21 protein-coding genes and 1 pseudogene are annotated in these 20,378 nt (G+C 61.8%); 8 read left to right on the top strand and 14 right to left on the bottom strand.

Annotated elements, in window-relative coordinates:
* Positions 1-258 precede the first annotated feature (258 nt).
* Together CKW39_RS13550 and CKW39_RS13545 are read left to right on the top strand one after the other, a co-directional pair.
* A complete protein-coding gene (locus tag CKW39_RS13550) occupies positions 259-738 on the top strand; it encodes a hypothetical protein (RefSeq protein ID WP_095798649.1) in 480 nt (159 codons plus the stop codon).
* Between the two features lie 97 nt (positions 739-835).
* The gene (locus CKW39_RS13545) at positions 836-1,261 is read left to right on the top strand and encodes a hypothetical protein (protein WP_143470009.1); all 426 of its coding nucleotides are present in this window, start codon (positions 836-838) and stop codon (positions 1,259-1,261) included.
* Positions 1,262-1,293: 32 nt separating this feature from the next.
* On the opposite strand, the gene CKW39_RS13540 is transcribed toward CKW39_RS13545, so the two are convergent.
* The 9 genes from CKW39_RS13540 to CKW39_RS13495 all read right to left on the bottom strand — a co-directional run bounded on the left by CKW39_RS13540 (position 1,294) and on the right by CKW39_RS13495 (position 8,581).
* Positions 1,294-2,601, bottom strand: coding sequence for an NAD(P)/FAD-dependent oxidoreductase (locus tag CKW39_RS13540; protein WP_095798647.1), 1,308 nt, complete (start codon positions 2,599-2,601; stop codon positions 1,294-1,296).
* Positions 2,602-2,823: 222 nt separating this feature from the next.
* Positions 2,824-3,978 (bottom strand): ABC transporter permease, encoded by a 1,155-nt coding sequence (locus CKW39_RS13530; protein ID WP_095798645.1) that lies wholly within the window; start codon positions 3,976-3,978, stop codon positions 2,824-2,826.
* Positions 3,975-4,829: an ABC transporter ATP-binding protein gene (locus CKW39_RS13525; RefSeq protein ID WP_095798644.1), complete on the bottom strand. Its 855-nt coding sequence runs from the start codon at positions 4,827-4,829 to the stop codon at positions 3,975-3,977. The genes CKW39_RS13530 and CKW39_RS13525 overlap by 4 nt, the downstream gene beginning before the upstream one ends.
* Positions 4,814-5,611, bottom strand: a complete 798-nt coding sequence (locus CKW39_RS13520) for a bifunctional 2-polyprenyl-6-hydroxyphenol methylase/3-demethylubiquinol 3-O-methyltransferase UbiG (RefSeq protein ID WP_143470008.1) — start codon at positions 5,609-5,611, stop codon at positions 4,814-4,816. Before CKW39_RS13520 ends, CKW39_RS13525 begins: the two co-directional genes overlap by 16 nt.
* On the bottom strand, positions 5,608-6,195 hold the full coding sequence (locus tag CKW39_RS13515; RefSeq protein WP_143470007.1) for a hypothetical protein: 588 nt from the start codon (positions 6,193-6,195) through the stop codon (positions 5,608-5,610). The genes CKW39_RS13520 and CKW39_RS13515 overlap by 4 nt, the downstream gene beginning before the upstream one ends.
* Positions 6,192-7,223, bottom strand: a complete 1,032-nt coding sequence (locus CKW39_RS13510; RefSeq protein ID WP_095798642.1) for an alpha/beta fold hydrolase — start codon at positions 7,221-7,223, stop codon at positions 6,192-6,194. The genes CKW39_RS13515 and CKW39_RS13510 overlap by 4 nt, the downstream gene beginning before the upstream one ends.
* On the bottom strand, positions 7,220-8,098 hold the full coding sequence (locus CKW39_RS13505; protein ID WP_143470006.1) for a hypothetical protein: 879 nt from the start codon (positions 8,096-8,098) through the stop codon (positions 7,220-7,222). The genes CKW39_RS13510 and CKW39_RS13505 overlap by 4 nt, the downstream gene beginning before the upstream one ends.
* A 9-nt stretch (positions 8,099-8,107) precedes the next feature.
* Positions 8,108-8,311 carry a hypothetical protein gene (locus CKW39_RS13500; RefSeq protein ID WP_095798640.1) on the bottom strand — a complete coding sequence of 68 codons (204 nt, stop codon included), beginning with the start codon at positions 8,309-8,311 and terminating at the stop codon, positions 8,108-8,110.
* 63 nt (positions 8,312-8,374) lie between these two features.
* The gene (locus CKW39_RS13495; RefSeq protein ID WP_095798639.1) at positions 8,375-8,581 is read right to left on the bottom strand and encodes a hypothetical protein; all 207 of its coding nucleotides are present in this window, start codon (positions 8,579-8,581) and stop codon (positions 8,375-8,377) included.
* A 730-nt stretch (positions 8,582-9,311) separates the two neighbouring features.
* Here CKW39_RS13495 and CKW39_RS13490 point away from each other — a divergent pair.
* The 4 genes and pseudogenes from CKW39_RS13490 (at position 9,312) to CKW39_RS13475 (ending at position 11,957) form a co-directional block, all read left to right on the top strand.
* On the top strand, positions 9,312-9,860 hold the full coding sequence (locus tag CKW39_RS13490) for a hypothetical protein (RefSeq protein WP_254049429.1): 549 nt from the start codon (positions 9,312-9,314) through the stop codon (positions 9,858-9,860).
* Positions 9,861-9,993: 133 nt separating this feature from the next.
* Positions 9,994-10,461, top strand: a pseudogene (locus CKW39_RS13485) (GNAT family N-acetyltransferase); the annotation flags it as partial.
* Positions 10,462-10,515: 54 nt separating this feature from the next.
* Complete coding sequence (locus tag CKW39_RS13480; RefSeq protein WP_095798637.1) at positions 10,516-11,223, top strand: DUF899 family protein; 708 nt, start codon at positions 10,516-10,518, stop codon at positions 11,221-11,223.
* A 68-nt stretch (positions 11,224-11,291) separates the two neighbouring features.
* On the top strand, positions 11,292-11,957 hold the full coding sequence (locus CKW39_RS13475; protein WP_095798636.1) for a hypothetical protein: 666 nt from the start codon (positions 11,292-11,294) through the stop codon (positions 11,955-11,957).
* A 225-nt stretch (positions 11,958-12,182) separates the two neighbouring features.
* Here CKW39_RS13475 and CKW39_RS13465 read toward each other — a convergent pair whose 3' ends face one another.
* Both CKW39_RS13465 and CKW39_RS13460 read right to left on the bottom strand, forming a co-directional pair.
* Positions 12,183-13,586: a hypothetical protein gene (locus CKW39_RS13465; RefSeq protein ID WP_095798634.1), complete on the bottom strand. Its 1,404-nt coding sequence runs from the start codon at positions 13,584-13,586 to the stop codon at positions 12,183-12,185.
* 209 nt (positions 13,587-13,795) lie between these two features.
* Positions 13,796-14,623 (bottom strand): arylamine N-acetyltransferase, encoded by an 828-nt coding sequence (locus tag CKW39_RS13460; RefSeq protein WP_158222955.1) that lies wholly within the window; start codon positions 14,621-14,623, stop codon positions 13,796-13,798.
* Between the two features lie 191 nt (positions 14,624-14,814).
* On the opposite strand from CKW39_RS13460, the gene CKW39_RS13455 reads away from it, so the two are divergent.
* Positions 14,815-17,019 (top strand): multicopper oxidase family protein, encoded by a 2,205-nt coding sequence (locus CKW39_RS13455; protein WP_095798632.1) that lies wholly within the window; start codon positions 14,815-14,817, stop codon positions 17,017-17,019.
* 225 nt (positions 17,020-17,244) lie between these two features.
* Here CKW39_RS13455 and CKW39_RS13450 read toward each other — a convergent pair whose 3' ends face one another.
* On the bottom strand, positions 17,245-17,535 hold the full coding sequence (locus tag CKW39_RS13450) for a chorismate mutase (RefSeq protein ID WP_216823182.1): 291 nt from the start codon (positions 17,533-17,535) through the stop codon (positions 17,245-17,247).
* Between the two features lie 93 nt (positions 17,536-17,628).
* Here CKW39_RS13450 and CKW39_RS13445 point away from each other — a divergent pair, with 93 nt between their 5' ends.
* Positions 17,629-18,369, top strand: coding sequence for a DNA alkylation repair protein (locus CKW39_RS13445; RefSeq protein ID WP_095798630.1), 741 nt, complete (start codon positions 17,629-17,631; stop codon positions 18,367-18,369).
* A 28-nt stretch (positions 18,370-18,397) separates the two neighbouring features.
* Here CKW39_RS13445 and CKW39_RS13440 read toward each other — a convergent pair whose 3' ends face one another.
* Both CKW39_RS13440 and CKW39_RS13435 read right to left on the bottom strand, forming a co-directional pair.
* A complete protein-coding gene (locus tag CKW39_RS13440; protein WP_095798629.1) occupies positions 18,398-19,621 on the bottom strand; it encodes an amidohydrolase in 1,224 nt (407 codons plus the stop codon).
* Between the two features lie 12 nt (positions 19,622-19,633).
* Positions 19,634-20,377, bottom strand: a complete 744-nt coding sequence (locus CKW39_RS13435; RefSeq protein WP_095798628.1) for a hypothetical protein — start codon at positions 20,375-20,377, stop codon at positions 19,634-19,636.
* Position 20,378 lies beyond the last annotated feature (1 nt).

Raw genomic sequence — 20,378 nt, 5'->3', positions numbered from 1 at the left:
CCGCATCCGCCTGCCCCAGGCATGGCCCTGGCAACAGGGATTCGAGCGGCTCTTCACCGCCGTCCACCCGCCACCGGCATAACCACCCGACCACCCGCCGGGCATCGGCACAACCGAAAGAACATCAATGGAACACCACCGGTAGCGAGGCCGGCCACCACGTCACGCCAAAAAACGGCTCAGTGCCGATCCGGGATATCGGCCGCCGGCCCTAACCTGAGTCGGTGGATCGAGGCTAAACAACCCCTGGTTGATACGTTGTCGCAGCTGCAAACCCAGCTCGATGAGTTCGAGATCATCTACAACACCCAACGCCCCCATCAAAGCCTCCCAGAGCGGGTGACCCCGTTCCAGGCCTGGAGCGCCCAACCCAAAGCACCGCCACCGCAGTTACCGGCCGAGAACACCGTGAGCATCAATCCCGGCCCACGGCCGTCCCAATGGCAGCACCGCACCTGGACACCGGGCGTAGACGATCACGGGCTACGACTGGTGTCCTCGATAGGGGTGATCCAAATCCACACGGTGAATTTTCATCTGGGCCTGGCACTAGCCGGAGCCACAGTCGCAGCAGTCTGGGACAACAACACAGTCATGATCGCTACCACCGACGGGGAACTACTGATCACCTACCCCGCCCCAGGAAGCGATCACGCGCCCAAGGACACGAGGTACTTCAGCAAGAAACATGCCCTGGAAATCACCCCAGCACTACAGAAACTGTTACGGAAGTCCTGACACACCAAACGTCACCGATGTCCTGACACAAAACCGTCACCAAAGACCTGAGACTTCACAATCTGGTGTTCACCGCTGCGAGGGTTATACCCCGCTTATGGAATTCGCTCTTATTCCCGGCCGCATGATGGGGACGCTCTGGCCGGAAGGATCCGGCGGCACGGAAGTCATGCTCAATTGTTTGGACGCTGTCGGCGGTCTACTGGTGGCCGTGGTTTCGGCTGCGCCAGTGGACCGAGTCGGATGGCACCCATACGGTAACCCCGACAGGTCCGCGCTCACTGCCATGGGAATTGTGGAACTGGTTCTGCACACCTATGACATTCTCTCCGCACACGGCATCGACTACCGCGGACTGGTGAACCCTGTTTCTTCCGGCCTGGGCCGTATCTTTCCTCGCGCAACCCGTTCAAATGATCCTTGGCAGGACCTGCTCACCGCAACGGGCCGCACCAGTGAGACTCGTGGCATCCGCTGGCGTTGGGATTCGAGTTCGAAACCAGCTGACACGCTGGGGCCCTAGTCCCAGCCCCGTGGAGAGTGGGTTTCCCTCCACTAGCGGCGTCCGCGCGGCGACTGCTCCGCGCGGCGCTGACGGAGTGCCAGGCTTGCCGCGATAGCTCCGCTCATTCCATGGACCCCGGGCCCAGGCGGCGTGGTACCCGAGCAGAGGTACCAACCCCGTCTTGGAAGTGTCCACGGTGCTGTGGCAACCCCTTCCAAACGTCCACGTAGGCCACTCCCCGGACGCACACCCGCGTGTCCGCTGGTCACCAGTTGGAGACCCCGAGTCGCACCGGAAGCGATGTCACCTCCGACGTAGTTCATGTTGTACTCAGCCATGCTCGCCGCCGTGCTCGTCCGCGCATCGAGAACGGTCTTCGAAAATCCGGGAGCATACCGCTCGATCTCTCGCGTGATGAGGTCGGCAGGATCCACGCTGGAGTCCGCGGGGACGTGCGCGTAGGCCCAGACGGTGTGCAGACCCCGGGGCGCACGAGTGGGATCGAAAACACTCGGCTGGGACACGAGCATCACAGGATGCTCGGCCAGGACCCCATGACCGACGCTCCTCTCCGCCGAGGCCATCTGCCGCCAGGTTCCACCAACGTGCACGGTGGCGGCCTCGGAGAGTCTTGCATCGCTCCACGGAATGGGGGCGTTCGTCACGAAATCGGCTTTGGCTGCGCCCGGCCCATAACGGCGTGGCCCACGTCGCGTAACGGCCTCACCGATTTGACCGCTCCGACGATCGACGCCGCCGGCAGCGGAGTGAGCAAGCTCGGCGTCCGTGTCCCACAGAACGAGATCCGCGGTCTCAATTTCCTCGGGCAAATCGTGCGGAGACACGGGTCGGTTGCATTCGATCTCTCCTCCCAGCTCCTCCAAGTGCTCCACCAGGAAGTCGGTGATGCGCTGGGTTCCGCCGATGGGGATGGGCCATCCCGCAACCAGACCAGCCCCTCCGAGCAGGAGCCCGGTCCCGAGTGCCAGGGGTGCCCCCGGGGGAAGCATTGCGTGCGTCGCTATCCCCGCGAAGGTGGCAACGGTCCTGCCCAGCGGTCCGCTGCCGCTCTCCATGGCCTGTGCAAACGGGCGTGGCGGGGTGACGAATTCGACACTCCGCTGGAGTCCGATACGGCGGAAGAAGGGAGACAGCCGCGCCAACGGGTGGACGGCGGAACAGTGATCATGAACGGTACCGAAGCGCTCGTTGAGGAAGGAACGCATGCCCCCGCCCGGCGTCGTCGTCGCTTCGAGAACTCGCACCCGCGCGCCTCCCCGGGCCAGTGTTATGGCCGAGGCCAGGCCGTTCGGCCCGGAGCCGACAACGACTGCCCGAGCCGGGGGCGCACTGGTCATCTCCGCTGACTCGCTGCCCGCGAAGGCTTCTTGAAAACGATGTAGGCGAACGCAGCGCTGAAGCCGACGGCGAGCATACCCCTGACGACCGGGCTAACATCCCAACTTTGCAGGACTCCCAGGAAAACGAAGAGGATCGCGACTGTCCCGAGAATGGCTACGAAGGTACGGAGAAGCATGAAAAGTTTCCTTTCGTGTCGTCTTGTCAGCGAAGTGATTTATTCAGTCGTCGGCCGGCGCCGGTTGCCCCGAGGAGCGCCGACGAAAGAGCCGCCGCCAATCCTCGTTGACGATTCCCCAACGGTATAGCCGCACCCCGAGGAAGGACAGGACGACCACGGCCACGGCCGTCAAGATCCCACCGACCACCAAGGTTGGTGTCCATCCAGAAACCACACTGACGATCGGCCCGAGAACCAGCGAGAACGGGGGAATCGCGACCAGCGATTGAACCCAAGGGGCTGACGGGTCCTGAAGCGCGAAGATCGCTACGACGAACAGACCCAGATTCAGCAGCTGCAAGGGCGCTTGCAGCGCTGCCCCCTCCGCTGGTGACCGGAGCAGGGAGCCCAGCCCGGCATAGAGGAAGCCGAAAAACAGGAACCCCAGGACATACCAGATTATCGCGTGCGGGAGAACCGTGAGAACTAAACCTACGGTTGCGCTGCTCCCGGTCACAGTCAGAAGTCCCGCCGCCATCACCCCGAGCAAGAGCAGTTGGGCGACGCCGGCCAAACCCGTGCCACAGACTTTCCCCGCGATAAACCCGTAAAGGTGAAAACGTGGAATCAGGATGTCAATGACCCTGTTTCCCTTCTCCTCGATGGTCCGCTGCGCCACGAGCGACGCATTGCTGACCACCAGGTTGAACCCCACAAGGACAACGAAATAGGCGATGACCAGGAGTTGGGCTTCGTTCTCGTCCTGTTCCACCGCTGAGATGGCCGGTGCCTCGAGGGATGTGGACTCCCCCTGGCCGTCCAAGTAGGCCAACCGGATTCTGTCCACCGACTGGCTCAACTCGTTCTGTTCGGAGGCCTTCCGCACTTCAAGGGCGTTTCCCTCGGGCCCCTGCGGACTCACGCTCCACAGTGCGTCGGCTTCCTCGGGCAACGTCTCGCTGTTCGTGACCTCAAGGTTTACCCCAACTTTGTTTGCCGCAGTGGAGAGCTCTTGTGCTTGTGACGACGAAGCGCCCGTCACGGCGATGGTCTTTTCACCGCTGTCCGGGGACAGGATCCGCGGGACAATGAGCATGGCCAACATGATGAGCAGCACGGTGGCGAGAGTAATGACTGTCGAACGGGTCCAGAAGGAGCGCTTGAACTCGCGTTGTGTCACCACACCCAGGGTACTGAGGAACGCGGGCTTACTCATGCGACCTCCTCTCGGTGGGAGGAATGCTCTCGGAAGACATGGATGAGGCCACGTTTCTCGGATGTCACGTCAATGATGGAGAATCCCTGGGTCTGGATCGTGTGAATCAGCTCGGTCAGCTGAGTGGGTGTTTCGGCATTTTCGCTCTGGTGCACTCCGTAGGAGTCCTCGAAGGCCACGTGGAACTTCCGCTGGCCGGTGAGGTTCTCGATGAGGTCTTCGGCGAGCACCTGTCCGTCCTGGATGAAGATGACCCTGTCGCTCACATCCTCGACTACATCCAGCTGATGGCTCGAGAAGAGAACCGGCTTGCCGGAGCGCGCGATGACGCGAAGGATATCCGCCAGCTCGCTAACTGCTTGCGGGTCAAGTCCACTGAAGGGTTCGTCGAGGACTAGGGCATCCGGATCTCCCAGAAGAGAGCAAATAATTTGCACACGTTGCTGGTTCCCCAGACTCAGGTCACCCAGTTTGTGATCCGCGTACTTTTCGATTCCGAACTGGCTGAGACCGGACTTGACGTAGAATGATGCGCGCTCCTTGGACAGTCCGAAGGTCCGCGCGATGTACATGAGCTGTTCGAAGACCTTGTCCTGCTGATAGAGGCCCCGTTCCTCAGGAACGTAACCAATGCGGCGTCGTGCTTCCTCCGTGATGGGCCGACCGTCCGCCAGGACGTGTCCCGCATCTGCCGAGATGAGTCCGATTAAGACCCTGATCGCGGTGGATTTCCCGGCACCGTTATTCCCGACAAATCCCGTGACCATTCCGGACGGCAGATCGAATGAGACCGATTCCAATGCTCGCTTCGTCCCGAAGGAGTGGGTGATGTCTCTCAGAGCGAGGTCCATGTGCCCCTTTCGTCAGGGCCGGACGCGGCTGCCGCGTCGGCCAGAATCCAATACAGTCCCCGTTCTCCGTCTTCCTCGTCCCACACGAGAACGTTCCAGCCTGCCCGCTTCAAGAGCGCAGAGTATTCCTGGGGACCCCGTAGGGTGACCTTCTCGGTCATCGTCCCGGCCTTTGAGGCCTCAGCCCCGTGGGTGATCGTTGTTCGCAGCTCCGCAGCCCGACCTCCGTCGACGAGGTTCGTAACCGTACGCGCCTGGCCTCCCTGGTCGAGTGGCAGCATTGTGGTCAGCCCGTTGTCAGGAACATGGGTTCGGAAATAAAGGGGCGAATACGCCTCAATGGCCAGCCGCCCTCCCTCTGGCACCAAAGTACGAACCTGCCGGAGCATCATCAGGAGATCATCATCGTCACTGATGCAGCACATTGAGCCGAGGCTGACGTAGGCACCGTCACTGCGCAAGTCGTAGAGGTCGGCCGCGTTCTGTTCTTCGGACAAATCGATGAGTCTCGTGTGAACGCGGCTCGCGGCTTCCGAATCGGCCTGAAGTTTCGCATTGAGACGCTCCACCATGTGGGGTGATATTTCCGTACCGGATACCTGGAATCCACGCCGTGCGAGGGGTAATGCCACGCGTCCGGTTCCGACACCGATCTCCAGGAGATTCTGCGCGCCCTCGAATACCTGGCAGAGCATGTCGACCGTGGGTCCGGCGCCGGTTTCACCACCGGTCAGAGCGTCGTAGTTCTTGGCATACACGCCGTTGTACTCGATGGCGTTCACATGACCTCCGTCTCTACCGCGCTACGTGACAGCACGGGGCTCACATAGTCGTAAGCGACATCTTCGACCTCGGAATACCCACTAAATCTGGCGATCAGCCATTGGACTTGGGAGAATTCGGGTGATTCCGCTAACGGGTGATCACGGTCCGCTGCTCGACGAACGTAATTCGACAGTAGGGAAAACGCCGAGAGCTGTCGTGTTTCCGAGGCGGAAATTCCGGAATTCACATTGGACAAAAGGCCAGCGGTCACATCGAAAACGGCCTTCTCCTCTCGGCGACCCGGGAACCAGAATGCATGAACCAATTTTCGCTGCTGAGCTTGGTTGGCGCTGTACCACTGCGAATACTCTCCCGTCTCGGGACTGTGGAAGCGGTAGAGAAGGTGGGTGTCGTCAACTGCGGGCTCCGGTGCGAAGAATCTCCAATTGGGAATCAGAAGACCGGTGGGATCAGCTTTGCGAAGCTTGTCGAAGCCGCGGTCCGGGTGCTGGGACACCACTGTCACCACAAGCCAGGCGGCCATGGCAGCCACCGTGATTCGTTCCTTCAAAGGCCCTCGGGGGGATGCTTGCGCCGTCATGATGCACCCTCCATCACGTTCTCGAGGAACTCGACGACGGCGCTACAAGTCATGGACGAACCCTGCTCGTCCATCATCAGGCCCAAGTGTGTCGACCCCACGATCCGGACCAAAGCGGATCCCTGCGAGGTGAGGTAATCGTCGTAGAGGAGACGATGGCCAGGGCGACTCGCCTCGGTATCGTCTCCCACGATAAGTAGGGCCGGAACAGTTAATTCCGGGGTCTTCAATTGACCATCCAGAAGTGCCGGATAGACGTACTTCCATTCCCGTGCAGCCCCGGACCAGATCCGGGGTGTCTTGAGTTCTGTGGCCAGGTTCTTGGCCAACTCGGGGGCCGCCTGACTGGATATGTTGGCCCCGGAGTCCAGGAGCCAGCCAAGCCCCAGTCGGACACTGGCCGGTGCCAGCTTCATGGTGGAGTGGATATTTCGGGCACCCACTCGCTGCGGAGAATTGGCAATGAGTTCTTGAGGGTGCGTTGGCTCCACCAGAATGAGCCCGGATATTCGGTCCCTCATGTCCTCATGAGCAGCAAGGATCGCGGCGATATAGCCGCCCAATGAGTGTCCCATGATCCAGACTTGCTCCCCGCGTGCTTGATCGATGACCGCCTGAAGGTCCAGGGCGGCTTCGTTGAAGCTCCACGGGGCATAGTGGGATCGAATTGAATATCCGTACCCAGCCCTGTCGTAGATGATGACCTCAAGATCCGGACGTGCCTCGCTCAGCAGTCGAGCCATGCGAGAGCACGAGAGGCTGGAAGCGAAGAACCCGGCATCGATGACCACTGTTCCGGTGGGGGCTTCGTTCGATGATGCACCGCCCAACCGAGAACCGATGCGCCGAAAGCTCAGAATATTGCTGGTTGTCGAGGTCGCTTGCTCCCGAGACTCATCGACAAACGCACGTTTCGCGTCCATGAACTGGTGGACGAAACGATGACCCAACCCAGCAGCGAAAACCGATCCGCCGAGTACCGCGAAGTCCTTGGTCACACTCGGGACGGAGTTCAGTCTGGGCCTCATTTCCGGCCTCCCTTCGAATTCAAGGTCCCCTTCGCGAGAGCACTGACACACGGATAAGTGCCGATGAAAGCGACAGCGAATCTGGACAGGCCCATGAATCGGGCGTTTGCGAGGTGAAAGGCCCCCATGAAGGTGAGAGCTGGATCGATGACCCGACCCTTGCCCAGCATAAAAGCGGGAAAGAACGTTTCCATGGTGAGCACGGAGTGGCTCAGTGCCCGGCTGGCCGACGGGTAACGCCGGAGCATGGTGTAGAGCCAGGAGTCCCCGTACGTCTGTGTGCGCATGATGAGAGGAAGCGCCTCACCTGAAATCCATTTCTGCCCTGGGAGTTTGGCCAGTCCGGAGGCGCAGTAGCTGAGGACGATCTGACAGGCAATGAACGCTGCAGCGTGGTCCCTGCCCCGGGTCGGATGGCTGAGTCGCCCAACAGCCGCTGCCGACTGAACGAGGAATGAAACTTGATCGGAACCGTCCGTGCCGTAAAAGTGTCGCGGGTAAACCGCCAACTGACTCAACGCCAGGTATCCATTCAGTATGGCGCGGGCGGTGTTGCGGTGTCCGGAATGGGGCGTGCTGCGTGGCACTAACAGTATGGCGGCCGCTACGGCGCGGGACGCATGGAGCGCCCCCAGCCGACCCTCGTGGGAGAAGTAATCGTAGATAGGCACCATCCAGCGGAGCGAATCAGGGAATCCTTCTCGCATTGAAGCCCAGTGATTCAAGCCGCCCAGGGTGCGATCCTGTGGGCGCACCACGTATTCCAGGCTACTCAGCAGATGAGTAGCGGCACCTGCTCGCTCCGTCACCTCAAGTGGATGAATGGCGGGGCGAGCAGGTGTTGCGCTACCCCGGAGTTCTTTCAGTATGCGCACCTGGGGCTCCTAGTTGCCACAACCCAGGACCGTGGCAGTGCACAGAGCGGCGCCACCACCGGCGACCGCAATGCCGCCCGCGCTGACCTTGGCACCGAGAACGACGCCGGCGCCGAACGCGGCGGGTGTAGCCAACACCGGAACGCCTTGTCGTTCGTGTATGGAGATCTCCGTGTGATTGACGTGTTCGAGAAGTTTGGCTGTTGGCTGCATGGTTTCCTTTCGTCGATCTTGCGAGTCGGATTCCCGACTCATTCTTCGAGCAATGTGCGCGGTTTAGTTGGCCACTGTCTTGTAAGCAACGTAGGCCACGCCGGTGACGGCACCGCCACCAACTACCACGCCGGCGGCTTTGGCAACCCCTGCTGCACCTACTGCGGCGAGCGGGCAGGCAAGAACCGGCGCGTCCGAGTAGGACAAGGGTCCAGATTCAATGTCCCCGCGCAGACGCGGTTCCACGTTGACGGCTTGCAGAACACTCACATTTCCTCCTTATATCGACTTTTTCCACCTGGTGAAATTATGTGGATCCTAAATGAAAAAGTTGAACCAGAAAGAATCCCGCTCAACCCATAGAAACCGTACAAAAGCGACGATAGGGCGTCAAATTACCCATCAAATTCACTAGTCAACGGCTTGATTCAAGACATGCGCAATGTATCGAAAGTATGCTTCCAGTTAGCCCACCTTTACTATTGATCCAGACTCCCGCTTCACGAGTACCGCATTCATGGTGCTGTGGTCATCCTGGACCGCCAGCCCGCTCGAAAGGGCTGCAATGTTGGAGGCTCGCCACTCGCGCGGGCCCGGTAGTGCGTACAGTTGACGCAGTCACTGCTGCCTATTGCCAGTGCGGGAGCCTGCTGGGGGGGCGCTGAAGTTGGGACGAATACCGCGGGTCACCGGCCATATATGGACCGGCTAACGGGATACTTTTTCATTTCCAGGGCAGTTCTTCTGTACCCATCCGAACGAGGTGCGCACGTTGAACAAAACGGCAATCGATGAGGGATCAAAGAAACATCGCTCATTGCGAGGGCCCATCATTCCCATCTTGGTGTTGTGCCTGACCGCAGGAGCAGCTCTCTTTCTCGGGCCGCGCATTCTGGACAGTTTTCGAGTGGAAAATGGCCGCGTGTACGTGGGTTCGGAATGCGAGGTTGAAACTTCGAATGGACGAACCAGGATCACCCGTGACGAGGCCAAACGCGCTATGACGGCCGTGGCACTCTCGGCACGTGGTGAGCGAGCCCCGAACACTGCCGATATCGACCCCGCGGTCATGCAGCGGCTTGCCGAGGGACCGCCCGAGGGTCCCGTGCCAAGCCTGCGTTGCCAGGGCACGACTGCCCCCGACTTACCGGAGCAAGAACTCACGCCCACCGGCCTCACACCGCGCACTCAGCAGTTGCGTGACGAAATGACCGCGGTCTTCGGTGATCAACCACTGGGTGGGTTCGCTCCCGGCGGTGTCAGCCAAGGCCATGGGGCCGAGTCGACGCACTACAGCGGTCGCGGCGTGGACGTGTTCTTCCGCCCGATCACCGAAGAGAACCGTCGTGACGGGTGGGTTCTCGCCCAGTGGCTCATTGCCCATGCCGATGATCTGGATATCCAATACGTGATCTTCGACGACAAGATCTGGAGCGCGCACAATTCTCGCGGACATTGGCAAACCTACGATGCTCCCGCGCCGGCCAACGACATCCTGCGCCACCGCGACCACGTGCACGTGGATGTTCTGCGGGGCGAACCCCAGTAGGAGGCGGCCCGCTCTACGAGTCGCAGCCGTGCCTCCACAACGCCAATCACAACCGCAGTAACCTCCCCAGGACAAAATTCTCGAACAGAAAGCAACCGCATGACACCCCCCTCTCCCGGTTCGGCTCAGGCCCTTCGACGCCGCCGACGTACCATTTTCTGCGGGCATGGCCGCCGATCCTCGGGTCACGAAGTACGTGGGTGACGGGGGCGTCTGGGATCAAGCCACCATTGAGGAGAAAACCCAGCAAGCGCTGCGGGGCACTCCTCTGAACGAGCCAGGGGCAGCACGGTGGTTCGTCGCCCATAGAATAGATCAACCCATGGGCGTCTTCGTTTACACGCGGCAGGAGTCTGGTGTCGAAATCGGGTACTGGGTGCCTCCCGAGTATTGGACGCAGGGAATCGCGGGGGCCATGATCGATGCAGGTCTGGAGATGATTCCGCGACTCTTCACTACCGACACCCTGATCGCGCATGTGGACCCGGCCAATGCGGCGTCGGGCCGGGTGCTGATCCGGCGGGGGCTCCACCTAGCGGGACGCGAAAACGGCCTGGACCGCTACGACTGGCAGGAAAGCCCTTTCGCTGGCTGCTCTTAAGGCGTTGACTGGGGCGAACCAGGTACAACCGAAGAACCGCCAAGGAGATCGGTCATGAACCGCGACGACCCAGAACGCATTGCCGCCCAGCCCAAACTGAATCAGCCCGATGCCGCACCGCCGGTGGTGGACCGGAATGCCTTCGACGCCGCGTTGGCGGAGCAAGTGGCCCGCGAGAAGGAAGTCACGCGACACAACGACCGGGTCTCGGCCGAGCGGCGTCGGCTTCCCATGGTGGAGGTCGAGAACTATACGTTCGAGGGCCCGGACGGGCCCGTGAAGCTGACCGACTTGTTCGGCGAGCGCTACCTACTGCTCGTGCAGAACGTGATGTTCGGCCCGGACTGGGAGCAAGGCTGCCCCAGTTGCACCTGGGCCGTGGACAACCTGCCGGCCAACATGGGACGGATCACGGAGAACGGGATCGCCTTCGCGCTGATCTCCCAGGCGCCCATCGAGAAGCTCGAGGCCTGGCGGGAAAAGAACGGCTGGCCGCACCTGTGGGTCTCCTCCCACGACACCAGCTACCACTACGACTGGGGTTGGACGCGCACGACCGACCAGGGCGAGGAGTGGCAACTGCCCGGCTATTCGTACTACCTCCTCAAAGACGGCGTGCCGTACCTGACGTACATGACGACGGCGCGCGGCACCGAAGCCATCCTGCCCACCGCGCACATCATGGACCGCACGGTTTATGGACGCCAGCAAGATTGGGAGGACAGCCCCGAGGGTTGGCCGCAATACCCGACATACGGCTGACTCTGAGCGGCAGCGACCGATTCACGGGATTACCAGGACGGGAATTGTTCGCGACTTATAGTTGTCCCGTGGCTCCCCTCCCCCGCGTGATCCGATTCCTGATCAGCCCCAATCGTGGTCTGCTCCTACTGGTTGTCTTAATCGGCATACTGCTGTTGCTGGTCTTCAACGCAGAAGTTGCCCTGATGTGGATCTCCGCTGCGCTATTCGTGTTGCTGGTCGCCTTCATCCTGGTGAGCGCAGTGCTGCCGCCACCCAAACCGTTTCGCGAGAGCCGCATTCTCACCAAGTTCATTTATCAGATCCTGCTGACCACGTGGAAGGGCCTCATGGTGGGTGTTGCCGCGTACCTGGGCGCACTGGTGACCATTGAGATCCAGCAGGCCTCGTCCAAGCCGGAAAATACGTTAGAGGCATTTGCCACGAGTATCACTGGCACCCTTCCTTTGGTGCTGACCATTGCGCTGACCGGCGGTCTTCTGACGTTCCTGCTCGCGGCGTCATTCGACGTGCACCGCACACCGCGAGGCGTCAAGCGTCAGGCCATGGCAGCTGCTGCGAGTAAGGCGCGCGGAGTATTCGGACGAGGTCGAGCGTCAGGTATATCTGAGAATTCGCTCGCCATTCAGTGGTGGGATGCAGCTACCTCCGGGTTGTGTTTGGCTGCCACGGCTTTTCTCACCGCTCCCGTGTTTCTCTTCACATCGCTCTACCGGATGGACATCTTCTCCTAGCCGCCTCCATCCCAGCGAGTGACCACGCAATTCCCAGCAACTTGAAAGTGGAACGCGACGCCCTGGAGCGCGAACTTGCGATCCAGCATGTTCGTCAGGAAGTCGGTAACGATCTTGATGATCAGGCCCCTCTTGTCCCACCAATCGGTGAGATGAGAGGGGCCTGATGTCGCCCTGAACAGGGCCGGCACGCTTTGGGCAGCGCGCCATAACGGACTTACCGCATCAGCCGCGCGTGACGGTCACCCGTCCGGTGCTGCGGTCCCACGTGGCCACGCGTCCATTGGAGAATTTCTGCTGGACGCCGCGCGCCACGGTGTATTCGTTGGTCACCGGGTAACCCCAGTTGCGTTCGTAGCCGGCGGCCCGCCACGCGGCACCGATGCCTCCGGTCATCTTCACGATGCGCACGCCGGTTTTCGGTGACCACATCGCACGATTGACGACGCCGCCGCGACGGTAGTCCTGATAGGCACCGCCCGACGCGGACCGTTCCGCGTGCGCGGGGTAACCCCACGCGCGCTCGTAGCCTGCGTTCTTGAAGGAAGCGCCAATCGCACCACTCCACTTCACGGGCGCCGCTGCGGTCTGCGGACTCCAGTAGTAGGTGTATCCGCGAGTGAACCCCTGGTACACACCACCGAGGAAACCGGTCCGCCGCTCCGCCGAGGTGGGCTGACCGTATTTAGCGGCCCCGCCCGTGTTCAGGTAGCTGGTTCGAATGGCACCTTTGACGAGGGAACTGGTCTGCGCCACCGCCGTGGTACCGCCCACGTTGGGCACGGCCTTGAGGTCGTGGCCGATCAGAGCGGGGTGGTTGTAGCCATAGTGGTCCACTCCTTGCAGGGTGCGCAGGGTTGCCCGGCCGAAGCCGGCATTCTTGTAAACCTTCTGGCCCTGGGCAGCCGCTGATTTGGCCGACCACTCGGGCGGATTGGTATTGCCCACCACATCCTTGGAACCGGCGTGCCACGTGATGGAAAGACCGCGCACCGCGGCGTTGGGGGCGGTCTGCATCCCGTTTGCGCCACCACCACCGATGATCGTGGCACCGCCACCGCGGATCCAGTTCTGCTGATCGGCCAACACCTCGTAGGTGATGAACTCGGCACCGCCGGAGTAACCGGCCAGCCACACGCGAGTCGTGTCCAGGCCATAGCTGTTGACCAGCGAATCCTTGAGCGAACGGAAGTACTGACCGTTCTTGTCGATGTCCTCCCACCAGGTGATGCCATCGCCGGTGGTTTTCTTATCGGGAGAGATCGGGACCACCAGAATCATGTTCTTCTTCCGAGCCTCGGAGGCCATGGCTTTCAACTGGGATCCACCGGGGTTGTGAACCCAGGTTTCCGAAGTTTTCCAGTAGTCACCGCCAAAGTAGAACATCACGCCAACGGGTTTGGAGCGATCAATGCCGTCCGTGTAGATGTGGTAGCTGGACTTCATGCCGTGGGCGGAGAAGGGTTTGAAATACGTGGTGGCCGGTGGATTGGCTGTGGCCACCTGCACCACGGGAGCCTCCGCGATGTGCGGAGAGGCGGGAGCTGCAGTCGCTGCGGGGGCCAGCGAGACCACGAGACCCAAAGACAAGGCTGCAGAGGGCAGCACAAAAGAGCGTAAGAAGCGCATGGGGGAGATGCTTTCTAACGAAGGGATATGAAGTTGTAACGGACCACGTGCCCCGGGGGAGGACACACTGGTGGCAAGGCGTTATCAGGGGGAATCGGCCGAGCCAAGAGCAAATCTTGCCAGGTCAGAGGCCCCCTGAGAAGAGGTTGAACGAACTTTAATTACCATTCAGTAAGTAATCTCACAGCGAACACCGCGCCCGGGTCCTGTCAGCCCCTGAGCCGCGCCACAATCTGAATCAGCTGCTCCGCTTCCTGGTCGGTCAGCGCGACTCCCAAAGCGCGCACGTTTACCACCACCTGGCCCGGTTCTAACGACTCCTGAACCGTGGGTTTTCCGGGTACTCGGACAGTCATGCCCGTCTCGGTGACCGTCACGTGTCCCTCCGGCGTGTGCTTCATGACCATTAGGTGGTTGAGGAACACCGATTCCGGGTCCGTGGAGGTTTTCAGATGCCCCATACTCACGTCAGCGGCATGAACGGTGGATTCATCCAGCACGTGCTCCATCTCGCCATCTCGTTGGAAGGCCCACAGTGGCCAGCCCTCATCCTCAATCCGACCGATGGAGAACTCCCGGTCCCCTTCGTCGCGCACCGCCCCTTCGACCAGTGGAATTGGGCCGGTCACGCTGAACCCGAACCCTGGGTCGCACAGGTAGCGAACGCCGTCGACGTCCACGAGCACGGTCATGTGCGTGCGCGGGCTCGCCAAGGCGCGCACGCGGCCGAGCGCGCGCCGCACGCTGAATCCCAGCGTTTCGAGCGCGGCGGCGAATAACTGGGAGTGCTCGAAGCAGTAGCCCCCACGACGCCGCTCCACGAGTTGGGTGCCCACGGTCGCCGGCTTCACGCCCGGGTGGTCACCGAGCAGGACTTCCACGTTGCTGAACGGGAACGTGAACATGTGGGCGCGGTGCAGTTGCTCGAGTAGGCCCAGGCTCGGTGGCCCCGGGGTGATGTCAAGAGCGCTGAGATAGCCGGGAATGTCGAACTCGTCGATTTCCCAGTCTGAGTTCGTGGCGCTGCTCTTCGACATTGGAATCTCCTCGTTGAATCGTCCCGACTGCACATTTGCCCAACCCCTGACCAGACCCATTTTGTGGCCATATGTGCGCTCCCCTGGCCCTGCTCTGCGTGTCCCCCAGACCCTAAAATTCATGTGGGCAGTTTGATCCGCTGCCAATTCTGGGGGAGAAACTACAGCACTGATTGGGGAGGGGCTTTCTCATGGAATTGTCTCGTCGCTTGTTCTTCAAATCCACCGCGGCCGGTGGTTTGGCGCTCTACGTGTATGGCGCCAACGGTATGCCGGAAGCTGTGGGCGCGGAGATTCCGGGAGGCAGCCTGCCCGCTACGAACATCCGGCAATTCGTGAACCGGTTGACGGTTCCGCAGATCCTGCCTCGTAAGGGCACCCGGTCCACTCCGTACGGAACGGCCGATTACTACGAGATCTCGATGAAACAAACGACACAGCAGATGCTTCCGACCGGAATGCCCAAGACCACCGTGTGGGCCTATGGGCCGACAGGTGGTTCCGATTCCGCTTTCACGTCACCTGGTCTGAGCATCTCGGCGCTGCAGAACCGGCCCGTACAGATCAAGTGGACCAACGAACTGGTCGATCGCTACGGCCGTTACCTGCCGCATCTCTTTGCCGTGGACCGTTCCCTGCACTGGGCCAACGTGCCGCAGGAGCCCGGCCACGAGGGCCTGGTCAGCACGGACATCAAGCCCACGCTCGAGGGCCGCCGCTATGTCACGCCGGACAAGTACACGGACCCGGAAACCCAGTACACGGACTACACCGGGCCGGTCCCGATCGTGACCCACTTGCACGGTGCGTTGGCGGTCAAGGACCACTCCGACGGCTATTCGGAGGCCTGGTACCTTCCCCGTGCCAATAACATTCCCGCTGGCCACGCAAAGTACGGCCGGTGGTGGGACTTCCTGAAGGAAAAGCACCGCCGCGAAACCGGCGTGGACTGGGGCGAGGGACACCAGACGGTGACCTACCCCAACACCAACCGCGCCACCAGCCTGTGGTTCCACGACCACGCGCTGGGCCTCACCCGTCTCACCGTCTACGCGGGTGCTGCAAGCTTCTACCTGATGCGCGGTCTGGAGTACGAGGTGCTGGATTCCCGCACCAGACGCACCGCCCGCGCACCAGCCGGCCCCAGCAACGTGTACGGACAGAACTCGCCGAACCCCGGTGCGGACCTCGCCCTGGCCATTCAGGACCGTTCGTTCAACAACGACGGCTCCCTGTTCTACCCGTCTTCCAGGTCGTTCTTCGACGGCTACCAGGGACCCTTCTACCCGGAGGAGCCGGGCATCCCGCCCAACTGGGTGCCCGAGTTCTTCGGCAACACCATGGTGGTCAACGGTCAGACGTGGCCGTACCAACGTGTGGAGCGGCGTCGTTATCGCATGCGTTTTCTGAACGCGTGTGGTTCGCGCACCCTGTACCTGGATTTCCGGGGCATCCCGGGCGTGGAGGTGTGGCAGGTCGCCAACGACGGCGGTTACCTGGACGAGAAGGTCAACATCATGCAGCTTGAGGGCTGGCGCCGCGGCCGCGTGATTCTGGCCCCGGCCGAGCGCAACGAGCTGCTCGTTGACTTCACCAACGTGCGCACCGGTCGCTACACGCTGCGCAACGTTGGGCCCGACGCGTTCTTCCCGGGCGGTCGCCCCGCGGAGAACGGTGAGGAACCGCGGGTCAAGCTGTACCCGTTCGAGGAGCGCGACGTGGTGTTCCCACCGGCAGATCCGAACACCACCGGCAAGGTCATGGCCTTCGATGTGGTTCCGTACTGGGGTGTCGACACGTCCACGCCAGGTCGTTACCTCAAGATGAAGCCTCAGCCCAAGCTCCCGGCGCCCGTGCGCACGCGGCGCCTGGCCACGACCATGAGCTTCCACAACGTCAACGAGGACCCCGCACCCTACGCCTCGCACACCATGCTGGGGGTGCTGCACGGTGAACCCGGCGGCAAAATGCACATCCAGGACACCATGTGGAGTGATCCCGTCACGGAGAACCCGCAGCCCGGTGACGTGGAGGATTGGGAGATCTACAACCTGGTCCAGGACGCCCCGGTACCCCACCCCATCCACATTCATGAGACCGCTTTCGAGATCCTCGAGCGCCGCATGATTTGGTACAACTGGGACACCGGCGTCATGGAAATGGGACCCGAGACCCCGCTGCTGCCGGGTGAAACCGGTCGCAAGGACACCGTGTTCGTCTACCCGGGCGAAATGATCCGGCTGCGCATGCGCTTCACCACCCCGGGCCAGTACATGTGGCACTGTCACCTGCTGGAGCACGAGGACAACGAGATGATGCGCCCGTTCCGAGTCGGCCCCGAGCAGCCCGGCCAGCCCGGGGACCTGCCGAGTCACGACATGCCCCACGCTCACTGAGTTCGGCCTTCACGACGACGCCGCCCGGCCACCTCGCGCTCCCTCGCGCGGGTGGGCCGGGCGGTTTCGTTGCCGGTGGTGACCGCGGTTGAGCCTGAGTGCACTCTGATGAACGCTACGACCCGCCTTTTTGGGCCACCGTATTCTGATAGACGTTGCGACCAAGATCTTCGATCTTTTCGGCATTATCGTCGATCAGGTTGCAGCCCACAGCCACGGATGGCTTTACCGTGCAGCGTTCTGTTCATAGTCGGTGAACGCTGCCAGGAGTTCCTTCCAGATCCGCTCGGCAACCTCAGGGTCCAAGCCTGCATCGAGTGCCTGTTCGCGGCGTGCTCGCAGAATCGACTCCACGCGTTCAGGGTCGTGGGCGTCCTGAATGCCCTGACCGGCTTTGACTTCTCCGGCGCGAGTCACGAAGGACTGCCGCTCGGCGAGAAGTGAGATCAGCTGCGCGTCGATGTTGTCGATCGCGGCGCGAACCTGTTCGATGTTGTGCGGCATTTGAGCGTCCATAACGCCACACTAACGGCTCTCCCATGTGCTCGGACAGGGAAGGTTCAAGCGGAATTGGCTCCAGATAACTGGGGAACCGCTACGCTCCTTTGCGTGAACACTCCCTCGGCCGATCTGCCCACCAAACTGATCGAGACGCTCATCAGCATGGGCAACCAACGGGACGCCCAAGCCAAGGCGAAGTATCTCCAGGCGGTGCCCGGCGGCTACGGCGAAGGTGACCAGTTCGTAGGAGTCCGAGTTCCCGCCATCCGATCACTGGCCAGGGAGGCTAGGAAGCAAGCCACCTTGGACGACGCCGCTGTCCTACTCGATCACGAGATTCACGAGGTGCGCCTGCTGGGCGCCATCCTGCTCGTTGAGCTGTTCAAGCCCTCTCGGGCCGACAAGGACGCCGTCATCCAACTGCTTCTGGCCAAGGCTGATCGCCTCAACAATTGGGATCTCGTGGACACAGTGGTTCCGTACACGTTGGGGCCCTGGCTACTCGTGCAGCCGACAGACAAGGCGGCTGCGATTCTCAACGACTTAGCAGACTCCCCCGTTCTCTGGCGACGTCGCATGGCCATGGTCTCCACGCTCGGCCAGATCCGCTTGGGCCACCACGACCAGGCCCTCAGGTATGCGGCCAAGCTCAAGACCGACCCGCACCACCTCATGCACAAAGCGGTCGGGTGGATGCTGCGCGAAGTGGGCAACAAGAACCGTGTCCTCCTCGACGCGTTCCTCAATGAGCACGCTGCCACTTTGCCTCGCACCGCCCTTCGCTACGCGCTGGAAAAGCACGACACCGAAGCCCGCGCCCGCTATCTGGCCATGACCCGGGAAGGGTGACGAGCGGCGTCGTCGACATTCGGGCACGCTACTTCCCCACCCGCGAAGCCAAGGCGGTGACCGCGGCCTTGACCCCGGTGGACAGCGTGGGCTCCATGACCGGTGCGAAGAACGGCGAGTGGTTCACGGGAACAGGACCGTCGCCTTCCATGACCTCAGCAGGGTGACCGCCGAACATCCAGAACACGGAGGGCACGTCGATGGCCTCGGCCAGCGCGCCGAAGTCCTCCGAGCCCATCATCGGCTCCACCTCGATCACGGAATCCTCACCGAGCTCCCGCTTGAATTCGTCAATCACCGCAGCGGTGGCCTCAGGATTGTTGTAATTACGAGGAAATTGCGACAGCACCTCAATGGTGGGCTCGGGAGCACCGGACGCCGCGGCTTCTGCGGAAATGATTCGGCGCAAGGACGCCAGCACCATCTCGCGGATCGCCGGATCGAACGTGCGCACGTTCAGGGTGAACTCCGCGGACCCCGGGATGATGTTCTCCTTCAACCCGCCGTGGAACGTGGCGATCGTGACCACCGCGGCCCGGCGCGGATCGATCTCGCGCGAGACCACCGTCTGGATGCGCGTGATCATGTGCGCGCCCAGCACGATGGGATCGGTGGAATCCTGCGGCTGCGACGCGTGGGCACCATGCCCGTGAATCGTGATCTTCCACGAATCCGCCAGAGCCATGGCATCGCCCACCGAGTAGTTGATGGTCCCGGCCAGCGAGGGCATCACGTGCTGACCGTAAACCACCTCGGGCTTGGGCGCCTTGTCCCACAGCCCGTCCTCGAGCATCGCCTTGGCGCCGGCCGCGGTTTCCTCACCCGGCTGGAAGATCCACACGATGGTCCCGGACCACGCGTCCGTGGCGCCAGCGAAGATCTCTGCCGCCGCGAGCGCCGCTGACATGTGCGTATCGTGCCCGCACGCGTGCATCACCGGCACCTCGGTGCCGTCGTCAAGCTGGCCCGTTGCCGTGCTCGCGTACTCCACGCCGGTGTCCTCGGCCAGGGGCAGGGCGTCCGTGTCCGCGCGGAAGGCGACCACGGGCCCGTCCCCGTTCTTCAGCACGCCGACGACGCCGCTCCCACCACAGCGGAAATTCTCGATTCCCAGCGCGGTCAAGCGATCCTCGATCAACTCCGCGGTGCGGTGTTCCTGCATGGACAGCTCCGGTGCCGCGTGAAGTTCGCGGTAGAGCTCATGCATGCGATTCCGGAGGTCATCGGTGAGTTCGAGCGACTGAACGGTCATGAAAAGCGATTCCTAACGATTGTGGGTATCGGCAAGCTGGGCGTCCTCGGAGTCGTCCACGAGGCGCGCGGAGCGGTCCCTCAGGAACCATGCCAACACGGCGGTGGCGATCACGGCAATGGCCGTGCTGAAGAACGCCAGCGCCGGGATGGCCGGAATCAGGAGGAACACGACCGAGGCCGACACCACGATGGCAATGATCGTGGCGCGCAGCTGCTTGAGCGAGACGATGGCCTGGACGACCACGGCACCCAGCACGGAGGCCAAGATGTAGGTCTGTACCACCTTGGTGACGTCCTCCGGGATCACGCTCACGAGCCACGTACCCATGAAGCCAACAAAGATCAGCAGCGAGAATAAGTGCACCATGGCCGCACCGCTGATGGCCATAACCGCGGCCAACTCGCCCCGGCGGGTACCCGGCTTGGCGTTCACTGCAGACTGCGCGATCAGCGCGGAGGGCAGCAATTTGTTGGAGATGTTGCCGATCATGAAGGCCTGATACATCGAGGCCTGCCCAAGGACCGGGTAATACGTCAGCGGTTCCACGATCCAAATCACCGCAAACGTTCCGGCAATCGCCAGGAAGGCGGTGAGGATTTTGGTCTGGTCCACTTCCAAACCGCTGAAAAACACCAGATAAACCGGGCCGGCGAGCGAGAAGATGAGTCCCACGATCATCGTGAGGCGACCCCACCGGGAGGTGGTGCGGTCGAAAGTCTGGAGAGCGGCGTCGTGGCCGGTCACTGTAGTCATG

It is taken from the genome of Kocuria sp. WRN011, assembly GCF_002295155.1.
Taxonomy (GTDB): Bacteria; Actinomycetota; Actinomycetes; order Actinomycetales; family Micrococcaceae; genus Kocuria; species Kocuria carniphila.
Note: the sequence above shows the minus strand (reverse complement) of the source record. Positions and strands in the feature narration are given on the sequence as shown.

Excerpts from the sequence above, each read along its gene's own strand:
- CKW39_RS13480 (WP_095798637.1), top strand. The coding sequence starts at position 10,516 with ATGAACCGCGACGACCCAGAACGCATTGCCGCCCAGCCCAAACTGAAT.
- CKW39_RS13460 (WP_158222955.1), bottom strand. The coding sequence starts at position 14,623 with ATGTCGAAGAGCAGCGCCACGAACTCAGACTGGGAAATCGACGAGTTC.
- CKW39_RS13440 (WP_095798629.1), bottom strand. The coding sequence starts at position 19,621 with ATGACCGTTCAGTCGCTCGAACTCACCGATGACCTCCGGAATCGCATG.
- CKW39_RS13465 (WP_095798634.1), bottom strand. The coding sequence starts at position 13,586 with ATGCGCTTCTTACGCTCTTTTGTGCTGCCCTCTGCAGCCTTGTCTTTG.
- CKW39_RS13500 (WP_095798640.1), bottom strand. The coding sequence starts at position 8,311 with ATGCAGCCAACAGCCAAACTTCTCGAACACGTCAATCACACGGAGATC.
- CKW39_RS13435 (WP_095798628.1), bottom strand. The coding sequence starts at position 20,377 with ATGACTACAGTGACCGGCCACGACGCCGCTCTCCAGACTTTCGACCGC.
- CKW39_RS13515 (WP_143470007.1), bottom strand. The coding sequence starts at position 6,195 with ATGACGGCGCAAGCATCCCCCCGAGGGCCTTTGAAGGAACGAATCACG.
- CKW39_RS13510 (WP_095798642.1), bottom strand. The coding sequence starts at position 7,223 with ATGAGGCCCAGACTGAACTCCGTCCCGAGTGTGACCAAGGACTTCGCG.
- CKW39_RS13545 (WP_143470009.1), top strand. The coding sequence starts at position 836 with ATGGAATTCGCTCTTATTCCCGGCCGCATGATGGGGACGCTCTGGCCG.
- CKW39_RS13530 (WP_095798645.1), bottom strand. The coding sequence starts at position 3,978 with ATGAGTAAGCCCGCGTTCCTCAGTACCCTGGGTGTGGTGACACAACGC.
- CKW39_RS13525 (WP_095798644.1), bottom strand. The coding sequence starts at position 4,829 with ATGGACCTCGCTCTGAGAGACATCACCCACTCCTTCGGGACGAAGCGA.
- CKW39_RS13490 (WP_254049429.1), top strand. The coding sequence starts at position 9,312 with ATGACGGCCGTGGCACTCTCGGCACGTGGTGAGCGAGCCCCGAACACT.
- CKW39_RS13455 (WP_095798632.1), top strand. The coding sequence starts at position 14,815 with ATGGAATTGTCTCGTCGCTTGTTCTTCAAATCCACCGCGGCCGGTGGT.
- CKW39_RS13540 (WP_095798647.1), bottom strand. The coding sequence starts at position 2,601 with ATGACCAGTGCGCCCCCGGCTCGGGCAGTCGTTGTCGGCTCCGGGCCG.
- CKW39_RS13450 (WP_216823182.1), bottom strand. The coding sequence starts at position 17,535 with ATGGACGCTCAAATGCCGCACAACATCGAACAGGTTCGCGCCGCGATC.